Origin of the sequence: Pseudonocardia oceanicola, from assembly GCF_047200735.1 — a bacterium.
Taxonomy (GTDB): Bacteria; Actinomycetota; Actinomycetes; order Mycobacteriales; family Pseudonocardiaceae; genus Pseudonocardia.
This window is the reverse complement of record NZ_JBJZON010000007.1, coordinates 248,608-266,530: the sequence shown is the minus strand read 5'-3', so window position 1 is coordinate 266,530 and position 17,923 is coordinate 248,608. Positions and strand designations below refer to the sequence as shown.

Below are 17,923 nucleotides of genomic sequence, written 5' to 3'. Positions count from 1 at the left end.
GCCGCGGTCTTTGAGCATGCCAGTTGCTGGCGTATCGAGCCCTTCCGCGACCGCGGTCGCGCTGAGCGAGCTGTGGCTGACGTAGAGACCGGATGCGATCGGGTCAGGGCGTGGTGGTGGCGCGTGTCTCCGGGCCGTCAAGAGTGCGTCAATTTCGTCGGTCAGGGCGTCAAGGTTGTGTTCGCACGGCTTCCGGGGATCGCGGGAGGGATCAGACTCGCCGTCGGCGTCGCCGGAGGGGCCGGCGGCCGTGGTCGGAGGAGTGGTCCGGTGGCCGATGTGCTCTACGCACTGTTGCTGGTCGGCGGGTTCGCCGTGCTGGTGCTGTGCCTGCGCGGTCTGGAGCGCCTGTGAGTACCGCTGACGTGGTGACGAATGTGGTCGGCGGCGTGGTCGCGCTGGCCCTGCTCGTCTATCTGGTGGTGGCCCTGCTGCGTCCGGAGCGGTTCTGATGCGTCCCGACGTGCTCGTCTCCGCGGAGGGACGGTCGTGAACGACACCGTCGCCGGCCTGTTCCAGGTTGGCTTGCTGCTGGTGCTGCTCGCGGTGGTCTACGTCCCGTTCGGGGACTACATGGCCCGGGTGTTCACGAGCGAGCGGGACTGGCGGGTCGAGTCGGCGCTGTACCGGCTGGTCCGGGTCGATCCGGCCTCCGGTCAACGCTGGTCGACCTACGCCGCGGGTGTGCTGGGCTTCTCGTTCGTCTCGATCGTGCTGCTGTATCTGCTGCAGCGCCTGCAGCCGCTGCTGCCGATGGCCTTCGGGCGGGACGCCGTCGCGCCGTCGATGGCGTTCAACACCGCGGTGTCGTTCACGACGAACACGAACTGGCAGTCCTACGTCCCCGAGCAGGTGCTCGGCAACACCGTGCAGATGGCCGGGCTGACCGTGCAGAACGTGGTGTCCGCCGCGGTCGGTATCGCCGTGGCGATCGCGCTGGTCCGGGGCTTCGTCCGGCCCGGCGCCGACCGGATCGGCAACTTCTGGGTGGACCTGACCCGCGGGGTGGTCCGGATCCTGCTGCCCTTCTCCTTCGGGGCGGCGATCCTGCTGATCGCCATGGGGGTGACGATGTCGCTGCGCTCCGGCGTGGACGTCACCGGCGTCGACGGGGCCACCCAGACCCTGCCGCTGGCCCCGACCGCCTCGCAGGAGGCGATCAAGGAGCTCGGCACGAACGGCGGTGGGATCTTCAACGCGAACTCGTCGCACCCGTTCGAGAACCCGAACGCGCTGTCGAACCTGTTCGAGATCTTCCTGCTGCTGGTGATCCCGGTGTGCCTGACCCGCACGTTCGGCACGATGCTCGTGGTCGGGTCCGCAGGCTCCGCCTCCGCGGCCGGCAACCGCCGCCAGGGCACCGTGCTGCTGTCGGTGATGGGCATGCTGTGGGCGGCGATGCTCGCCCTGGCGTGGTGTGCCGAGACCCACCCCAACGGCCCGGCCACGCTGACCGCCGGCGGGGCGCTGGAGGGCAAGGAGGTCCGCTTCGGCATCCCCGCGTCGGTGCTGTTCGGGGTGTCCACGACGGGGACCTCGACCGGCGCGGTGAACTCGATGCACGACAGCTGGACCGGCGGGGGTGGCGGTGTGCCCCTGCTGAACATCCTGTTCGGCGAGGTCGCGCCCGGCGGGGTGGGCGCGGGCCTGTACGGGATCCTGGTGCTGGCGGTGATCGCGGTGTTCCTGGCCGGGCTGATGGTCGGGCGCACCCCGGAGTACCTGGGCAAGAAGCTCGGCCGACGCGAGGTCACCGCGGCCGCGGTGGCGATCCTGGCCATGCCGACGCTGGTGCTCGTCGGCACGGGCCTGGCCATCGCGCTACCGGGCACCCGCGAGGCGCTGAACAACGCCGGGGCGCACGGCTTCTCCGAGGTCCTCTACGCCTTCGCCAGCGCGGCCAACAACAACGGTTCGGCGTTTGCCGGGCTCACGGTGACCGGCGACTTCTTCCAGGCCGCCCTCGGGTTGGCGATGCTGCTCGGCCGGTTCGTGCCGATCCTGGCGGTCCTCGCCCTGGCCGGGTCGCTCGCGCAGCAGCGCCGGGTCGAGCCGGGCGCGGGCACGTTGGCCACGGACAAACCCCTCTTCGGGGTCCTCGTGGGCGGCACCGTCGTGCTGGTCGCCGCCCTCACCTTCTTCCCGGCGCTCGCGCTGGGCCCACTCGCGGAGGCACTGGCATGACACCCAGCCTGGGCACCACGCTGGAACGCACCGCGGAGCACACCGCACCCTCCGGCGGATCGGTGAGGGCGGGGGCGTTCCGGCCCGGGCAGTTGTGGGCCTCGCTGCCCGCGGCCCTGGGCAAGCTCGACCCCCGCGCCCAGCTGCGCAACCCGGTCATGTTCGTGGTCTGGGTCGGCTCGGTCCTGGTCACCCTGGACGCGCTCTGGCAGCCGACGCTGTTCGCCTGGCTCATTGCCGTCTGGCTGTGGTTCACCGTGCTGTTCGCCAACCTCGCCGAGGCCGTCGCCGAGGGCCGCGGCAAGGCCCAGGCCGAGACCCTGCGCCGCACCAAGCGCGACACCGTCGCCCGCCGGCTCCGTGCCGACGGGACCGAGGAACGTGTCGGCGGCACTGAGCTGCGCATCGGCGACCGGGTCGTCGTCGAGGCCGGCGAGACGATCCCCGGCGACGGCGACGTCGTCGAGGGCATCGCCACCGTGGACGAGTCGGCGATCACCGGCGAGTCCGCCCCCGTGGTCCGGGAGGCGGGTGGTGACCGGTCCAGCGTGACCGGCGGCACGACGGTGCTCTCGGACCGGATCGTCGTGCAGATCACCACCAAGCCCGGCGAGTCCTTCGTCGACCGGATGATCGCCCTGGTCGAGGGCGCTGCCCGGCAGAAGACGCCCAATGAGATCGCCCTGACCATCCTGCTCTCCGCGCTCACGATCATCTTCCTGCTCGCCGTCGTCGCCCTGCAGCCGATGAGCGCCTACGCCGGCGGCCCGCAGTCCGTCGTGGTGCTGGTGGCGCTGCTGGTCTGTCTGATCCCGACCACGATCGGCGCGCTGCTCTCCGCGATCGGCATCGCGGGCATGGACCGGCTGGTGCAGCGCAACGTGCTGGCCAGGTCCGGCCGGGCCGTCGAGGCCGCGGGCGACATCGACACCCTGCTGCTGGACAAGACCGGCACCATCACCTTCGGCAACCGGCAGGCCACCGAGCTGATCCCGATCGGCCACGCCACGGTGCCGGAGCTGGCCGCCGCGGCGCGGCTGTCCAGCCTGGCGGACCAAACCCCCGAGGGACGCAGCATCGTCGAACTCTGCTCGCGGGAGTACGGGCTGCCCGCCGAGGCCTCGCCCGAGGAGGCCCGGGCGGAGTTCGTGCCGTTCAGTGCCCAGACCCGGATGTCCGGGCTGGACCTGCCCGGCCGGTCCGTGCGCAAGGGCGCGGCGAGCGCGGCGCAGGAGTTTGGCGGGCCGGCCGACTCCACCGCCTGGGCCGAGGTCTCCCGCCTCGCCGACGCCATCGGCGACGAGGGCGGCACCCCGCTGGCCGTCGTCGAAGCCGCCGCGCCCACCGGCGACGCAGCGCGGGTACTGGGGGTGATCCGGCTGTCCGACGTGGTCAAGCCCGGCATCGCCGACCGCTTCGCCCAGCTGCGCGCGATGGGCATCCGCACCGTCATGGTCACCGGCGACAACCCACGCACCGCGCGGGCGATCGCGGCCGAGGCCGGTGTGGACGACCACCTCGCCGAGGCCACCCCCGAGGACAAGATGGCCTACATCCACCGCGAGCAGGAGGGCGGGCGGCTGGTCGCGATGACCGGCGACGGCACCAACGACGCCCCCGCGCTCGCGCAGGCCGACGTCGGCGTCGCGATGAACACCGGGACGGCCGCAGCCAAGGAGGCCGGCAACATGGTCGACCTCGACTCCGACCCCACCAAGCTGATCGCCATCGTCGAGATCGGAAAGCAGCTGCTGATCACCCGCGGGGCCCTGACCACCTTCTCCGTGGCCAACGACCTGGCCAAGTACTTCGCCATCCTGCCCGCGATGTTCGCCGCGCTGTACCCCTCGCTCGGGCTGCTCAACGTCATGGGCCTGCACTCGTCGCGGTCCGCGATCCTGTCTGCGGTGATCTTCAACGCGCTGATCATCATCGTGCTGATCCCGCTGGCCCTGCGCGGCGTGCGCTACCGGCCGAGCTCGGCGTCGGTGCTGCTGCGCCGAAACCTGCTGATCTACGGCCTGGGCGGCGTCATCACCCCGTTCGTCGGGATCTTCCTCATCGACCTGCTCGTCCGACTTCTCCCCGGGATGTGACGTGCTCTCCACATTGCGCAGGCAGACCGGCACCGGTCTGCGGCTACTGATCGTTTTCACAGTGCTCTGCGGGATCGTCTATCCGCTCGCCGTCTGGGGCGTCTCCCGGGTCCCCGGGCTGTCCGGCCACGCCGAGGGCTCGCTGATCACGCAGAACGGGACCGCCGTGGGGTCGTCGCTGATCGGCATCGACCCCGTGCCGGCCGACCCCGCCGCCGACCCGTACTTCCACACCCGGCCGTCGGCCTCGGCCGAGGGCGTGCTCGGCCCGGCCGACACCAGCACCTCCGGGGGCTCGAACAAGGCCGGCGACAGCCAGGACCTGCTCGCCGCGGTGACCCAGCGCCGCGCGCTGATCGCGCAGCGCGAGGGCGTCGCTCCGGAGGCAGTGCCGACCGACGCGATCACCGCCTCGGCGTCCGGGCTGGACCCGGACATCAGCCCGGCCTACGCCGCGCTGCAGATCGACCGCGTCGCCCGGGTCACCGGCCTGCCGATCGCGCAAGTGCGGGACCTGGTCGCGCAGGCGATCGACGGGCGCATACTCGGGTTCCTGGGCGAGCCGACCGTGAACGTCACCGAGCTCAACCTGGCGGTCGCCGCCGCGCAGCGGCCCGGCGGATGAGCACGGTGGGCGGGCCCGGCATGAACGGGGAGGCGATGACGACGACCGAGCCGAGGACTGGAGCGACCGGGCGACCCCGTGGTGAGCTGCGGATCCATCTGGGCGCCGCGCCGGGGGTCGGCAAGACCTACGCGATGCTCGCCGAGGCCCGCCGCCGCGCCGGTCGTGGGACCGACGTGGTCGTCGGGCTCGTGGAGACCCACGACCGCGCGAAGACCGCCGAGCTACTCGAGGGCCTGGAGATCGTGCCGCGGCGCCCCACCCGCCACGGCGGCGAGCTCGACGTGGACGCCGTGCTGGCCCGCCGCCCCGAGGTGGTGCTGGTCGACGAGCTGGCCCACACCAACGCGCCCGCGCCGGACCCGATGGTCGGCTCCGCAAGCTCCGCCTCCGGCAACGCCAAGCGCTGGCAGGACGTCGAGGAGCTCCTCGACGCCGGGATCGACGTGTTGTCCACGGTCAACATCCAGCACCTGGAGTCGCTCAACGACGTCGTCGAAAAGATCACCGGCGTGCGGCAGCGGGAGACCGTGCCCGATGAGTTCGTCCGCCGCGCCGACCAGATCGAGCTGGTCGACATCACCCCCGAGGCCCTGCGGCGCCGGTTGGCGCACGGCAACGTCTACGCCGCGGAGAAGGTCGACGCCGCGCTGGCCAACTACTTCCAGGTCGGGAACCTGATCGCGCTGCGCGAGCTGGCCCTGCTGTGGGTGGCCGACGAGGTCGACACGGCGCTGCAGCGCTATCGCGCCGAGAAGCGGATCTCCGAGACCTGGGAGACCCGCGAGCGCGTGGTCGTGGCGCTGACCGGCGGCCCGGAGTCGGAGACCGTGCTGCGCCGGGCCACTCGCATCGCCAAACGCGCCGGCCAGGCGGATCTGCTCGCCGTGCACGTGCTGCGCGGCGACGGCCTCGCCGGGGCGCCGGTCGGGGCCACGAACGCGTTGCGGAAGCTGGCCGATGATGTCGGGGCCAGCTTCCACGCCGTGGTCGGCGACAGCGGGGCCGGCGGGGTCACCGACGCCCTGCTCGAGTTCGCCCGCGGGGTGAACGCGACCCAGCTGGTGCTCGGCACGTCCCGGCGCTCGCGCCTGGCCCGGCTGTTCGACGAGGGCATCGGCGCCCGTGTCATCCAGGAGTCCGGCTCGATCGACGTCCACATGGTCACCCACGCCGCCGCCGGCTCCGCGCTGCGGCTACCACGGCTGCACAGCCCGCTGCCAGTGGACCGGCGCCTCGTCGGCTGGCTCCTGGGCGTCGCCGGCCCGGCGGCCGCCACGCTGATCGGCATCACGCTCCAAGGCGTCGTCGGGCTGTCCACCGACGTCGTGCTGTTCTTCCTCGCCACCGTCGTGGCGGCGCTGGTCGGCGGGCTGGGCCCGGCCCTGCTCGCCGCGCTGCTCAGCGGGTTGCTGCTCAACTTCTTCCTCACCCGCCCCTACCATTCGCTGACCATCGCCGACCCGGAGAACGTGGTCACCGTCGTCGCCATGCTGCTGGTCGCCGTCCTTGTTGCGCTGGTGGTCGACCGGGCGACGCGGCGCGGTGAACAGGCCGCGCGCGCCCGCACCGAGGCGGCCCTGCTCGCCTCGTTCGCCCGCACCGTGCTGACCGGCACCGACCCGCTGCCCCGGCTGCTGGAGAAGGTCCGCGAGGCGTTCGGGCTGCGCTGCGTCGCACTGCTCGAACACGACGGCGGCGGGTGGCGCCGCGTCGCGATCTCGGGGCCGCCGGACTGCGCGCGCCCAGAGGACGCCGAGGTCGACGTGGCCGTCGAACCGGGACTACATCTGATCGGCACCGGCCGCTCGCTGCCCGCCTCCGACCGGCGGCTCCTGGAGACCGTGGGCGGGCAGGCACTGCTCGCGCTGCGCAGCCAGCGCGCCGGCGAGGAGGCCATGCGCGCGCAGCGCCGCGCCGAGATCAACGAGACCCGTGGTGCGCTGCTCTCCGCGGTCGGCCACGACCTGCGCAGCCCGCTCACCTCCATCAAAGCCGCGGTCGGCAGCCTGCGCGATCCGCTAATCCGGCTTCCCGAGGCCGACCGGGCCGAGCTGCTCGCCACCGTCGAGGAGTCCGCGGACCGGCTGAGCGGCCTCGTCGACAACCTCCTCGACTCCTCCCGGCTCGCCTCCGGCGCCGTCGCGCCGCTGCTGGAACGCGTCGGCTACGACGAGGTTGCCGCCCGGGCGCTGCTCGGCGTGCCCGACGCCGAGCGGGTCCGCCTCGACATCCCGGATGGTCTGCCCGACGTGACCGCCGACGTCGGCCTCCTCGAACGAGTCGTGGCCAACCTGGTCGACAACGCCCTGCGCCACGGTGGCGGGGCGCCGGTCGTGTTGCGGGCCAGTGCCTACGAAGGCCGCGCCGAACTGCGCGTGGTCGACTCCGGGCCGGGAGTGCCGAAGAAGCAGCGCGACAGACTCTTCACACCGTTCCAACGGCTCGGCGACCGCCGCGCCACCCGAGGGGTCGGGCTCGGCCTGTCCGTGGCACGCGGGCTCACCGAGGCCATGGGCGGCACCCTCACCGCCGAGGACACCCCCGGCGGCGGCCTCACCACCGTCATCTCGCTGCCCGTTGCGCTCGCTCCGCAAGCCGCGAGCCGAGCCGTCGCCGGCAGCGGTGCCACCCGCAGGCCCGGTGAGGTCGAGGCGAACCCGGTGCAGCCGTGACCGGCGCTCCCAGCACCCGGGCGCCCGCAGCTCGTGTCGACGAGGACGGTTCCGCCGGGTCGGCGGTGCGCGTCCTGGTCGTCGACGACGACCCGCAGATCCTGCGCGCGCTACGGATCAATCTCACCGCTCACGGCTACCACGTCAACACCGCCGCCACCGGCCGAGCTGCCCTGCTGGCCGTCGGCGACGTGCACCCCGACCTCGTCGTGCTCGACCTCGGCCTCCCCGACCTCGACGGCACAGAGGTCATCGCCGGCCTGCGCGGCTGGACCACGGTCCCGATCGTCGTGCTCTCCGCCCGCGCGGACTCCACCGACAAGGTCGCTGCGCTCGACGCCGGCGCGGACGACTACGTCACCAAACCCTTCGGTATGGCCGAACTCCTCGCCCGGCTCCGGGCCGCCGCCCGCCGAGCCGCCACGTCCGTTGGCGGTGGTGACCGAGTCGTCGCGTTCGGTGAGGTCGAGGTCGACCTGGAACGCAAGCGCGTCCAGCGCGCCGGGGCGGACGTCCACCTCACCCCCACCGAGTGGGGCATGCTCGAGATGCTGGTACGCCACCGCGGCAAACTCGTCTCGCAGCGGGACATGCTGCGCGAGGTGTGGGGACCCCGCCACGAGGACCGCACCAACTATCTGCGCGTCTTCCTCGCTCAACTCCGTCGCAAACTCGAGCCTGATCCCGCGCACCCCCGGCACCTGCTCACCGAGCCTGGGATGGGCTACCGCCTTGAGCTGTAGCACCCGGCCGGCCTGGCATCGCCCGGGGTGACAAACGGGCTCTTCCGGAAATGGAGTGCAGGTGAGGGCGTGATCGACGGCGGGGTTGGGGTCGTGTCGCTGCGTTGAGGTGGGCCCCGAGAAGTTGATGATGCAGGTTCCTACGCCAGCAGCCTTTAGGCGTCCCGGGGTCCCGATGCCGCAGCCTACGTGCCCGCCTGCCCAGATCGTGACCGCCACGATCGTCCGCACCGTCGAACTCGGGGTGCGGATCACCGACGCCGCTGTGGACGGCGAGACCACCGTTGTGTGGTGTGCGCTAAAGCACGTGGCCGAAGTCAGGTCATCAGCCAGGACGACCTGAAGAGCAAAGTCATCTCCGCGCTCCGACGCCTGCAGAAGCTGCCCGCCCTCGTCCGCGGGTTCTTCCGGGACCCAAACCTGCAACACATCACTGCGTAACAGAAGATCGTCTACTGAGGTGATCTCAGTAAGGAATGGCAGGTAGCGGGCCCGACACGCCCAAGTGGGATGATCCCACCTGCACGACCTCACCTGCGCCCGCGACGGCGGCGTGCTCGCCGCCCCGTACTGGTCGGCGTCGCAACTGCGGCTGCCCGCACCGGCCGACTCCGGCGACGAAGGCGCAGGCCAATCCATCAAGACCCCGATCACACAGCCCAGCGGCGGACAGACCCCCGCTCCGGACAACCAGGCCTACAACACCCTGCTGCGAGCGACCCGCGGCCTCGGGGAACACGGATTCGCCCTGCTCACCGGACACTGGCGAGCACTGCAACGCATCACCGCCGGCCCCTCCAGAATCGGACACCACGTAAAAGCCGCGCTCGTCCTCACACAGATCGAACACCGACAACTTCGCAATCCCTGCTGAGATCACCTCACTTACTCATGATCTCCTTGGGGGTAGGTGGGGCCGGGGTCGTCGAGGGTCAGGCAGGTGAGCGAGGCGAGCAGGCCGGAGACGGTGTAGACGTCCCAGCCGGTGAGTGCGTGCCACCGCTCGAGGCGGTATTTCGCGGTGTTGGGGTGGATGTGCAGCGCTCGTGCGCATGCGGAGACCGAGTAACGGTGTGCGGCGAACGCTCGGACGGTGTCGGCGAGAGCGGGGCTGTTGCGGGCAAGTGATGTGCCGCCCTCCAGGACGGGGCGGAGCCTCGACCGTGCCCGACCCAGGATCACAGCGGGCCATTCCTCCCGGAAGTCGACGATTTGTCCCGGCCGAGCCATTTCTAGGGTCTCGGCCGCGTCGACGATGCCCGAGGCCGCCGCCTGCAGGCCGCTTCCGGGCGCCGCGAGCCCGACTGCCGCCGTCGGTTCACCCGCTCGAACGGCCGCGACGAGGTCGACCGGGCCGACGCCCTGCGCCACCACGAGCGCCTGTCCCGCCTCGCCCGCCGCGCAGTGGCCGACACCCGGTCCCGCTGCGAGCGAAGCATTCGTCTGCTCGATGTGGACCTCACCGCGCGAGGTCGAGCAGGCGACGAGGAACTCGCCGGCCGGTTCGAAGCCCAGTGCCACTGCGGCATCGAACGCGGCCTCCGAGGTAGCGCCGTCCCTGGCCAAGGTGTCGATGAACCGGCGCCGCAGGGCGAGCATGCTCGCGGCCTGGACCCGGGACTCCTCCGCGTGCGCGTCGGCGAAGGCGGCGCTGAACCGGTGGACCCAGGTCCACAGCAGGGCGACGGTGCCGACGAGTTCCCCGGTCAGGTCGGGCTCGTGCTGCTGGGCGCGGCGGAGCAGCTCGGCCCAGATCTCGCGGTACGAGATGTGGTACGCCTCGATCGAGGCGGTCAGGGCGAGGGGGAACTGCGCCCGCCGCCGTCCCATGCCGCGGGTGTGGGCGATGGCCTCCGCCGTCGGCGGCCGCCGCTCCCGCAGCCCCGCGAGGATGGCCACCACGCCGACCTCGACGTCGCGGTGGTGCTCCGGGTAGGGGAACTTCTCGTAGCCCGGCACCTCGGCGCGGATACGGCCGACGATGTGGGCGGTCAGCTCGGCCGTGCGCGCGGCCATCGCGTCGAACAGCGCCGTGACCTCGGTGTCGGCCGACACGAGATCCCCCCCTTCGTCAAATCCACGAAATCCGCTGGTCGGATTCGGGATTTGGTCACTTCATTCTGCCGTGTCGCCCCCGCATCATCGTGAAGTTCCTCAGAAGCGAGTGTCGACGGCGACACTCCGCCACCACCCGGGAGCTGCCAACGATGACGAACTCCTCCAGCCCGGACCAGCTCCGGACCGTGCGCCGAGCCACGCTCATCGGGATGATCGGCACGATCATCGAGTGGTACGACTTCATGATCTACGCGACGCTCGCGGCGAGCGTCTTCAACGTGCTGTTCTTCCCGGCGCTCGACCCCGTCACCGGCACCATCGCCTCGCTGAGCACCTTCGCGGCGGGCTTCCTCAGCAGGCCGCTCGGCGGCATCGTGTTCGGGCACTTCGGGGACCGGCTCGGGCGGAAGACCCTGCTCGTGTGGTCGCTGGTGCTGATGGGCGTCGCGACCGCACTGATCGGGCTGCTGCCGACGTACGCGAGCATCGGGGTCGCCGCCCCGGTCCTGCTCACCATGCTACGGATCCTGCAGGGCTTCGCGCTCGGCGGCGAGTGGTCCGGCGCGACGACGATGATCGTCGAGCACGCGCCGGAGGGCAGGCGGGCGTTCTTCGCGAGCTTCGTGCCTTTCTCCTCCGGCATCGGCTTCCTCGCCGCGCTGGGCACCACCCTGGGCCTGCGGGCGAGCCTCAGCCCCGAGGCCTTCCTGGCCTGGGGCTGGCGCGTGCCCTTCATCGCGAGCGTGATCCTCATCGGCATCGGGATGTACCTGCGCCTGCGGGTCGAGGAGACCCGGACCTTCCAGCAGGTGGCCGAGGCCGGCACGGTGCAGCTCCCGCTCGTGCGGCTCCTGCGCACCCAGTGGCGCACCGTGCTGCTGACCTTCTGCATGCACCTCGGCACCACCACGGTGGCGTTCGTCGTCGCGACGTTCATGTTGTCGTACGCCACGCTCCGGCCGGGCCTGGACAGCACCGTCATGATGGCTGCGCTGGCCACCGCGACCGCCATCAACCTCTGCTACGCGTGGACGGTCGGCATCCTCGCCGACCGGGTCGGCCGCAGGCGCGTGTTCGCCTTGGGCTGCGTCGTGCTGATGGTCATCGCGTTCCCGATGTTCTGGCTGGTCGACACGGCGGTGTTCGTCGGCATCGTGGCGGGCCTGCTGCTCGGGCTCGCGGCCCAATACCTCTGCAATCAGGTCGAGGCCTCCTACCTCTCGGAGCTGTTCCCGCCCGAGGTCCGCTGCACCGGGGTGAACCTCGGCTACCAGCTGTGCAACGCGATCGCGGGCGGCACGGCGCCCGTCGTCGCCGTCCTGCTCATGGAGTGGTCCGGCGGCGAGCCCTGGTCGATCTCCGTCTACCTGGTGGTCCTCGGCGCGATCTCGCTGGTCGCGGGCCTGCTCGCCAAGGAGACGAGCCCGCGCACCGCCGCCGTGGTCGTCGACGCCGACCCCGCCCGCGCCGCCGCCCAGGCCTGACGCCACCCCCGTCCCACCACCGGGAGACGCACGTGACAGAGACGCTCAGCCGCGCGCCCGTCGAGGCCCCCGACGCCGGAGGAGCCGCAGCGGAGCGCCTCACCGGCATCGAGGCCCTCGTCCGGGTCCTGACCGACCAGGCCGCCGCGGACGCCCGCGCCGGGCTCACCACGGGCGGGTTCGTGTCCGGTTACCCGGGCTCGCCGATCGGCCGGCTGCACGACGTCCTGGAGGCCCGGTCCGCCGAGCTTGCCGAGCGGCGGATCGTGCACTCGCCGGGGCTCAACGAGGAGCTCGCGGCCACCGCGGTCTGGGGCAGCCAGACCGTGACCGGCACCGCCGGCGCGACCGTCGACGGTGTGTTCGGGATGTGGTACGCCAAGGCGCCCGGGGTCGACCGGGCGGGCGACGCGCTGCGGCACGGCGCGATCCGCGGCGCCGCGCCGTACGGCGGTGTGCTGGTGGTGGCGGGGGACGACCCGAAGCCCAACGCCACGATGTACCCGAGCGACAGCACCCTCGCGTTCCACGCCTGGGGGATGCCGGTGCTCTATCCGAGCTCGGTCCAGGAGGTGCGCGACCTCGGCCTCCACGGCTACGCGCTCTCGCGGGCCGCGGGTGTGTGGGTGGGGTTCAAGATGGTCACCTCGGTCGCCGACGGCACGGGGCCGGTGCGGGACACGCCGGTCACGCCGCAGATCCCGACCGTGACGCTCGACGGTGTGCCGTTCAGCCCACGTCTGCGGGTGAACGACGCCGGCGAGCTCATGAAGGACGCGGAGCGGGATCTGCACGCGGCCCGGCTCCGGCTCGCCGCCGAGTACATCCGACAGAACCGGCTCAACCCGGTTGTCGTCGACCCGGCGGGAGCCACGACGGGGATCGTCGCCGCGGGGCCCGCGTACGCCGAGCTGCGCCGGGCGCTCGACCGGCTCGGTGTGGGCGAGGCGGACCTGCGTCGTCGGGGGGTCCGGCTCAAGAAGGTCATGGCGCCGTACCCGATCGCCGGCGCCGAGTGGGAGGAGTTCGCGGACGGGCTGACCGAGATCCTCGTGGTCGAGGAGAAGCGCCCGATCCTGGAGCCCTCGCTCAAGGACGCCCTCTACGGGCGCACCGACCGGCCGACGATCGTCGGGAAGACCGACGAGTCCGGCGCGGAGTTCCTGCCGGTGCACGGCGAGATCACGACAGGTCTGCTCACCCGCCGGTTCGCCGAGCGCTGGGGGCTGTCCGCCGCGGTCCCACGCTCCCGTCCGGCACCGTTGCCGCTGCTCACCACGTCGCGAACAGGTTTCTTCTGCTCGGCCTGCCCGCACAACACGGGTCTGAAGGCGCCCGAGGGGGCGAGCGTCGGCGCGGGCATCGGCTGCCACCTGCTGGGCCTGTTCGCCGGCCGACCGGAGCACGGTGAGATCTCCGGCTACACCCAGATGGGCGGCGAGGGGGCGCAGTGGCTGGGCATGGCCCCCTTCACGAACACCCCGCACCTCGTGCAGAACGTCGGGGACGGGACGTTCCACCACTCGGCCAGCCTCGCGGTGCGCGCGGCGGTCGCGGGCGGTGTCAACGTCACCTACAAGCTGCTCTACAACGGCACCGTCGGGATGACCGGCGGGCAGGACGTCCGCGGCGGGATGACCGTGCCCGCGATGGCGCGGATGCTGCTCGCCGAGGGCGTCACCCGGGTCGTGGTGACCAGCGACGATCCCGGGAAGTACCGGCGCCGGGACCTTCCCCGCGGTGTCCGGGTCCGGCCGCGCGAGGAGATCGTCGCGGTGCAGGAGGAGCTGGCCGCGCTGCCCGGGGTGACGGTGCTGATCCACGACCAGATGTGCGCGGCGGAGAAGCGACGGTGGCAGCGCCGGACCGGCGCGACCCCCACGAAGCGCGTCATGATCAACGAGCGGGTGTGCGAGGCGTGCGGCGACTGCAGCCGGACCTCACAGTGCCTGTCCGTGCAGCCGGTGGAGACCGAGTTCGGGCGCAAGACGACCATCCACCAGTCCTCCTGCAACACCGACTACACCTGCGCGGCGGGAGACTGCCCGTCCTTCCTCACCGTCGAGACGAAGGACGCGACCCGGCGGCTGGCAGAGATCCCGGAGGCGCCCCCGGCGCCGGAGCCCACGGTCGTCGTCCCGACCGACTCGTTCTCGATCCACATGACGGGGATCGGCGGGACCGGAGTCATCTCCGTGAGCCAGATGCTCGGCGCCGCGGCGACGCTCGAGGGCAGGCGCGTGCGCAGCCTCGACCTCACCGGATCCACGATCAAGGCAGGTCCGGTCGTGTCCCAGCTGCAGGTCGTCGCCACCGGAGAACCCCCGGCGGGCATCGCGGACGGAGGCGCTGACCTGTTCCTCGCATTCGACCTGCTGGCCGGGATGACACCGGCGAACCTCGCGCCCGCCGGTGCCGACCGGACGGTGGTGGTCGCGTCCTCGGCCGTGACGCCTACCGCGCAGATGGCAGTCGACCCCACCGTGCGCTACCCCTCGACCGAGGAACTGCGCAGCACTCTCGACGCGACCAGCCGGGCCGACCACAACGTCTACCTCGACGTCGAGGCACTCGCGCAGAGCATCGTGGGAACGCACATGGCCGCCAACGCGCTGCTGGTCGGAGTCGCCCACCAGGCGGGGGCCCTGCCACTGCGCGCCGAGTCGATCGAGCAGGCGATCCGCGACCAGGGCACCGCGGTCGAGCAGAACCTCGCCGCCTTCCGCTGGGGCCGCGCCGTCGTCGCCGATCCCGCCCTCGCCGAACGACTCGGATCCCGCCCGACGGGCCGCGGTGCGGTCGACGCTCGGACCCGCGCCCTCGTCGACCGGATCGGCGCAACCGGCGAGCTCGCCCGGCTGCTCGAGATCCGGATCCCCGACCTGGCGGAATACCAGAACGCGGCCTACGCGCGTGCGTACGCGGACGTGGTCGCCGACGTGGCGGCGGCGGAGCGGACCGTCGACGGCGACGGACTGGCCCTGGCGGTAGCGCGCCACCTGCACCGGGTCATGGCCTACAAGGACGAGTACGAGGTTGCTCGCCTGCACCTGCTGGACTCCGTGACCGCGGCGGTGGAGGCCGAGTTCGGCGCGGGCGCGCGAGTGTCCTGGAACCTGCACCCGCCCGTGCTGCGCTACCTCGGCATGGACCGCAAGATCACCTTCGGTCCGTGGTTCCGGCCTGCCCTCGGAGCTCTCCGCGCGATGCGCAAGGTGCGGGGAACCCCTGTCGACGTGTTCAGCCGCTCCCGGGTTCGCCGTGTCGAGCGGGCTCTCGTCGCCCACCACACCGCCCTCTGCCGAGCCGTAGCCGTCGGCCTGACCAGTGAGAACCTCGCGGTGAGGACCGCGCTCGTCGACGCCATCGGAGAGGTTCGCGGCTACGAGGAGATCAAGATGGCCGCCGTCGTGCGGTATGTCGAGACTGCCCGACCGCTCGCGGTCGCCGCAGGTGTTCCGTTCGTGACCGACGGACTTGCGGAGGCGGCCCGATGACCACCACCTCGACCCGCCTGTGCCGCTACACCGTCGACGCCTACGCCGATGTCGTCGGCGGGCCCGGCCCGACGACGCCCACCGGGCGAGCCCGCCCGCTGCCCGCCGAACTCGCCACGCTGTCGCAGGCCGAGGCCTACGCGATCCGGCGCGAGTGCGTCACGGAGCTGTGCACGACCCGGGGAGCCAGGCCCCGTGGCTACAAGATCAGCGTGACCGGCAAGGCCGACCAGGAACGGATCGGCGCCACCGAGCCGACCTTCGGCAGGCTGACGGACCGACACCTCCTCCCGACCGGCGCGGAGATCCGGCTCGACCTGGCCAACCAGCCACCGCTCGAACCTGAGCTCGTCCTGCGCACGTCCGCGGACCTCGGACCGGAGGCGAGCCCCGACGAGATCCACGAAGCGGTCGAGATCGCCGCCGCGTTGGAGATCCCCGTCTGCCGATTCGCCGACTGGTGGCCCGAGGGACAGCTCTCTCGGCTCACACTCACCGGTCTGATCGCGGACACCTCCGTCGCCGGCTTCGTCGTGGTCGGCACACAGTGGTCACGCCTGACGCGAGAGCGGGTCCGGCAGGTGACGGCGGCCGTGGACACGCCGGCGGGCAAGGTGGTCCACGGGCACCCGTCCGCAGAGCTCGGCGACCCGCTCGCGACGCTCGCCTGGCTGGTCGGCGCCCTTGCCCGGACCGGGGAGACCCTGCCCGCCGGGTCGGTGGTGTCCAGCGGGGCGTTAGCCGCACCCACCCGAGCCGTGCCCGGCACCTACCGGGCACGCTTCGACCAGGGGCTCGGCGAGGTCGCCGTCACGTTCGGGGAAGGGGTGGGATCGTCGTGGATCTCGAGCTGAAGGACCGTACGTTCCTGGTCACGGGCGGTACCGCGGGCCTGGGTTACGGGATCGCGGAGGTGCTGCTCCGGGAAGGCGCACACGTCGCGATCTGCGGCCGCGACCCCGAGCGCCTTGCGGAGGCCGCGGAGAAGCTGGGCGGCGAGGTGCTCGCGGTACGCGCCGACGTCACCCGTGCCGAGGACATCGGGGCGCTGGTCGCCGCGGCGGGCGAGCGCTGGGGCAGGTTGGACGGTCTGGTCAGCAACGCCGGGGTACACACCTCGGGCGCATTCGTCAACACCTCGGACGAGGAGTGGCAGGCGGACTTCGAGCTGAAACTGCTCGCGGCCGTCCGGCTGGTGCGGTCGGCCCTGCCGCTGCTCCGGGCGGCGGAGGGTGGCGCCTCGGTGCTCAGCGTGTTGAGCATCTTCGCCCGGTTCCAGCCGGCCCGGTCGATGCCGAGCTCGGTCTACCGCTCGGCCGGTCTCGCGCTCACCAAGGGCCTGTCGAACGAGCTCGCTGCGGACCGGATCCGGGTCAACGCCCTGCTCGTCGGGTTCATCCACAGCGACCAGTGGGCCCGAGCAGCCGCCGCTGCCGGGGAGAACCTGGCGGACTACGAACGCCGACGCGCAGCGGAGCTGGGCATCCCGCTCGGCAGGGCCGGCACGACCGAGGAGTTCGCCGACCTCGCGGCGTTCGTCCTGTCGCCACGCGCGGGATATCTCACCGGTACCGCACTGAACGTCGACGGCGGGCTCTCACCGGTGATCTAGGTGCACGCATTCGGCTTCGACCTCCGGCTCCGGGCGCCGGAGTCTTCAGGTAGATCGCGAACAGCGTGACCAGCGTGCCGTACTGCGTCGCGGCGGGCTCGTCCGGGTCGGTGGGCTGCGGGCTGTCCAGCCAACGGCGCCCGAGGTCGGCGTCGAACACCTCGCCGCCGACCAGCGCCCCGATCCAGGTGGCGAGATCGTCGGCGGTGGAGATCATCCCTCCGGCCGCCCAGGCGTACGACGGGTTCTGGTCGGTGTAGTCCTCGGGCTGCAGGGTTCCGGCCCTGGCCGTGGTTCGGAGGTCCGGCGGGTACGTGCTGTCCACCACGGCGTAGCGGGAGCCGCCGTACCTGTCGCAGTGCGAGTACGGAGCGGGGACGGCGGTGTCGGTGCTCGCCGGGAGCGACATCCGTGCCAGGTCCACCGGTCCGAACAGGCTTTCGCGGTAGACCTCGGCGAGGTGCCTGCCGTCGGCCTGCTCGACGATCAGGCCGAGCAGGGCGCAGTTGGTGTTGCTGGAGTCGTAGGACGTGCCGGGTGGAAACTCCGCGGGGTGCCGGAAGGCGATGGCCAGCGTCTCCTGCCCTGTCCACACCGTGCCGGGGTCGGTGTCGAGGGTCGCGGCGAGGTCGGGGTCGCTCGTGTAGCCGTACAGTCCGCTGCGCATCATCAGCAGGTCGGCGACGGCGACGGCGTCCCCGCCCGGCACGTCCGGGACGTATGCCGACACCGGGTCGTCGAACCGCACGCGGCCCTCCTGGACCAGCTGCACGACCACGGCGGCGGTCATCGTCTTGGTGATCGAGGCGATCCGGACGTGGGTGTCGCCGGCCGGTGGCACCGTGGCTCCCCGTCGTCGGCACGACCGAGCGGCGGTCGTGCCGTCCCGCTGCGGGCTGCGGACCTCGACCACGGCGCCGGGGATCATCAGCTCGTAGCGGTCGCCCCC

14 protein-coding genes are annotated in these 17,923 nt (G+C 71.9%); 12 read left to right on the top strand and 2 right to left on the bottom strand.

The window, feature by feature from the left end:
• The 8 genes from ACL02T_RS13720 to ACL02T_RS13685 form a co-directional block, all read left to right on the top strand.
• A partial coding sequence (locus ACL02T_RS13720; RefSeq protein ID WP_412831071.1) for a hypothetical protein occupies positions 1–354 on the top strand: 354 nt, incomplete at its 5' end.
• Entirely contained in the window at positions 351–452 is a 102-nt protein-coding gene (gene kdpF, locus ACL02T_RS13715; RefSeq protein ID WP_181781203.1) for a K(+)-transporting ATPase subunit F, read from the top strand. The genes ACL02T_RS13720 and kdpF, both read left to right, overlap by 4 nt.
• Before the next feature lie 37 nt (positions 453–489).
• Positions 490–2,184 carry a potassium-transporting ATPase subunit KdpA gene (gene kdpA, locus ACL02T_RS13710; RefSeq protein ID WP_412831070.1) on the top strand — a complete coding sequence of 565 codons (1,695 nt, stop codon included), beginning with the start codon at positions 490–492 and terminating at the stop codon, positions 2,182–2,184.
• Positions 2,181–4,280, top strand: coding sequence for a potassium-transporting ATPase subunit KdpB (gene kdpB, locus ACL02T_RS13705; protein WP_412831069.1), 2,100 nt, complete (start codon positions 2,181–2,183; stop codon positions 4,278–4,280). Before kdpA ends, kdpB begins: the two co-directional genes overlap by 4 nt.
• Before the next feature lies 1 nt (position 4,281).
• Complete coding sequence (kdpC, locus tag ACL02T_RS13700; protein WP_412831068.1) at positions 4,282–4,905, top strand: K(+)-transporting ATPase subunit C; 624 nt, start codon at positions 4,282–4,284, stop codon at positions 4,903–4,905.
• Positions 4,906–4,940: 35 nt separating this feature from the next.
• Positions 4,941–7,580, top strand: coding sequence for a DUF4118 domain-containing protein (locus tag ACL02T_RS13695; protein WP_412831067.1), 2,640 nt, complete (start codon positions 4,941–4,943; stop codon positions 7,578–7,580).
• A gap of 65 nt (positions 7,581–7,645) precedes the next feature.
• On the top strand, positions 7,646–8,323 hold the full coding sequence (locus ACL02T_RS13690) for a response regulator (protein ID WP_412831078.1): 678 nt from the start codon (positions 7,646–7,648) through the stop codon (positions 8,321–8,323).
• Between the two features lie 553 nt (positions 8,324–8,876).
• Entirely contained in the window at positions 8,877–9,197 is a 321-nt protein-coding gene (locus ACL02T_RS13685) for a transposase family protein (RefSeq protein ID WP_412831066.1), read from the top strand.
• 11 nt (positions 9,198–9,208) lie between these two features.
• Here ACL02T_RS13685 and ACL02T_RS13680 read toward each other — a convergent pair whose 3' ends face one another.
• Positions 9,209–10,378 carry a PucR family transcriptional regulator gene (locus ACL02T_RS13680; protein WP_412831065.1) on the bottom strand — a complete coding sequence of 390 codons (1,170 nt, stop codon included), beginning with the start codon at positions 10,376–10,378 and terminating at the stop codon, positions 9,209–9,211.
• A gap of 152 nt (positions 10,379–10,530) precedes the next feature.
• Between ACL02T_RS13680 and ACL02T_RS13675 the strand changes: the two genes are divergently transcribed.
• Genes ACL02T_RS13675 through ACL02T_RS13660 form a run of 4 tightly spaced genes read left to right on the top strand, consistent with a single transcriptional unit; the run spans position 10,531 to position 16,974 of the window.
• Entirely contained in the window at positions 10,531–11,865 is a 1,335-nt protein-coding gene (locus ACL02T_RS13675; RefSeq protein WP_412831064.1) for an MFS transporter, read from the top strand.
• 32 nt (positions 11,866–11,897) lie between these two features.
• The gene (locus ACL02T_RS13670) at positions 11,898–15,362 is read left to right on the top strand and encodes an indolepyruvate ferredoxin oxidoreductase family protein (RefSeq protein WP_412831063.1); all 3,465 of its coding nucleotides are present in this window, start codon (positions 11,898–11,900) and stop codon (positions 15,360–15,362) included.
• A complete protein-coding gene (locus ACL02T_RS13665; RefSeq protein WP_412831062.1) occupies positions 15,359–16,216 on the top strand; it encodes a 2-keto-4-pentenoate hydratase in 858 nt (285 codons plus the stop codon). Before ACL02T_RS13670 ends, ACL02T_RS13665 begins: the two co-directional genes overlap by 4 nt.
• On the top strand, positions 16,201–16,974 hold the full coding sequence (locus ACL02T_RS13660) for an SDR family NAD(P)-dependent oxidoreductase (protein ID WP_412831061.1): 774 nt from the start codon (positions 16,201–16,203) through the stop codon (positions 16,972–16,974). Before ACL02T_RS13665 ends, ACL02T_RS13660 begins: the two co-directional genes overlap by 16 nt.
• Here the strand turns inward: ACL02T_RS13660 and ACL02T_RS13655 are convergent.
• A complete protein-coding gene (locus ACL02T_RS13655) occupies positions 16,925–17,815 on the bottom strand; it encodes a serine hydrolase domain-containing protein (protein WP_412831060.1) in 891 nt (296 codons plus the stop codon). The two genes, ACL02T_RS13660 and ACL02T_RS13655, sit on opposite strands and share 50 nt — an antisense overlap.
• Positions 17,816–17,923 lie beyond the last annotated feature (108 nt).

What these genes read in the sequence shown, in the direction of transcription:
- ACL02T_RS13665 (WP_412831062.1), top strand. Translation starts at nt 15,359, where the DNA reads ATGACCACCACCTCGACCCGCCTGTGCCGCTACACCGTCGACGCCTAC.
- ACL02T_RS13675 (WP_412831064.1), top strand. Translation starts at nt 10,531, where the DNA reads ATGACGAACTCCTCCAGCCCGGACCAGCTCCGGACCGTGCGCCGAGCC.
- kdpB (WP_412831069.1), top strand. Translation starts at nt 2,181, where the DNA reads ATGACACCCAGCCTGGGCACCACGCTGGAACGCACCGCGGAGCACACC.
- ACL02T_RS13695 (WP_412831067.1), top strand. Translation starts at nt 4,941, where the DNA reads ATGACGACGACCGAGCCGAGGACTGGAGCGACCGGGCGACCCCGTGGT.